Annotated in this window: 1 protein-coding gene; it reads right to left on the bottom strand. The window is 29.9% G+C overall.

From position 1 onward, the window contains the following. Nucleotides 1-564, bottom strand: a 564-nt coding sequence (locus PW52_RS16435; RefSeq protein ID WP_044634078.1) for a hypothetical protein, incomplete at its 3' end; no start/stop codon positions are given. Between the last annotated feature and the right edge of the window lie 44 nt (nucleotides 565-608).

Here is a 608-nt window from a genome sequence, read left to right as displayed (position 1 = left end):
ATACACGTTGTTGTGTTTAGTTTTATTATCCGATGCGTTTCTTAAAGAATCTATTTGCTTTTTTAAAGAAGTTATTTCTGAACGCATTTGTTGGATATCAGTTTGAAGGCCTTTGGAAATCCGCTTATCTTGCTCTACCATTTCATTTATTTTGTTTATATATTGTTTTGCGCTATCTGGTTGCACCGCCATTGTTATGGCTGTTGTTAGAAGTCCTATAACACCCCCAAGACAAACAAATATTATATTGTGTTTAAATTGATTTTCTAAATTTTCTTTTGTAAGGTCTTTTATGGTTTTTTCTAAATCTCGGTCAAGTCTTAGATTGTTCAAATAGTTTTCAATTCCGCCGTCTTGAATGACAAGTATTCCCTTTTCGTCAAGTTCGTATTGATTATTAGATTTAAGTCTTATTAAATTTAATGCTTTACATATTTTTTTAGATTTTATTTTTCTTTTTATGTCTGGGCTTGTACCAGTGTCATGAACAGAACAACTTCCATCTTTTAATATTTTCTTTAGTATTTCATCAATACTTTCTATGGTTCTCTCACTTAACTCCATTTGTTACGACTCTCTATCATCTATCGATGTTTTTTTTAATTAAA

This window comes from Neotamlana sedimentorum (genome assembly GCF_000943565.1).
Classification (GTDB): Bacteria; Bacteroidota; Bacteroidia; order Flavobacteriales; family Flavobacteriaceae; genus Neotamlana; species Neotamlana sedimentorum.
This window is presented reverse-complemented; position numbering and strand designations above follow the sequence as displayed.